The sequence below is a fragment of the Shigella sp. FC1544 genome, from assembly GCF_001722145.1.
Lineage (GTDB): Bacteria > Pseudomonadota > Gammaproteobacteria > Enterobacterales > Enterobacteriaceae > Escherichia > Escherichia coli.
Genome location: NZ_MECT01000351.1, coordinates 1 through 863 on the forward strand (window position 1 = coordinate 1; position 863 = coordinate 863).

Annotated in this window: 2 pseudogenes; one reads left to right on the plus strand and one right to left on the minus strand. The window is 50.1% G+C overall.

Features of this window, described 5'->3' with window-relative positions:
* Positions 1–183: 183 nt before the first annotated feature.
* Positions 184–465: pseudogene (locus BGK49_RS30515) on the plus strand (IS66-like element accessory protein TnpA); the annotation flags it as partial.
* Here BGK49_RS30515 and BGK49_RS16155 read toward each other — a convergent pair.
* A pseudogene (locus BGK49_RS16155) lies at positions 422–863 on the minus strand (hypothetical protein); the annotation flags it as partial. The pseudogenes BGK49_RS30515 and BGK49_RS16155 overlap by 44 nt on opposite strands.

Consider the following 863-nt stretch of genomic DNA (forward strand, 5'->3'; position numbering starts at 1 on the left):
CTTTTTGTTTCCGGCATCCACAAAGAACGGAATATTCAGGTCTGCGCAACACTCAACGGCATCGTCAAAATTATCAAAGCGCAGAACCTCAGCTTCTTCGTAACCGGCTCATTTAAACCGTCTGGTCTGTTTCCTCCGGCTCCACAAAAATAATGTCCATCATTTTGAAGTGGACACTATCGTATGGAATACCGGACCTGGATCACTGAAGCTTTACGCCTTCATTTCGAAGAACATTTACCACGGGTTGTGGCCGGACGTCGCCTGGGCGTACCAAAATCAACTGTCTGTGGTATGTTCGTGCGCTTCCGCAACGCTGGCCTTTCATGGCCTCTGCCCGCAGGTATGTCGGAGCAGGAACTTGATGCCCTTCTTTACGGAAGTGCCTCCACAGTACCTGTCGTACTTACTGAAAGCACCGTTATGCCCAAACTCCCGGTGGTAAAAAAACGTCCCCGGCGGCCTTAATGCCAGTCAGTAAAGCAACTGACTGGCTCTTTTTCGGGGCTGTGGGGTATTTCCAGGGCCTCTCCTTTACCACTCTCGGGAAGGCCCTTCCCCTTCTCGTCTGTAATTTCACAAGTTGTCCCATACTTGCAAGATCGCGCATCAGCTCCGGTATACGTCCCGGTGAAGCGCCCTGCAATGTCATCAGCATTCTCATCACCATTCCGCATGATTCTGAGAAACTCAGTTGATTCGGCCAGTAACCTTTCAGATGTTCCGCCATTTTAATCATCTGATATCTCACCAGATTATAAGCCAGTAAGACACCCCACAGCTCTTGCTCCACAAGCTCCGGCTTTTTACTTCTCAGCGTCAGCCTGCTCAGTTGCATCGTCTGTTTTATCTCCCTGTATCCC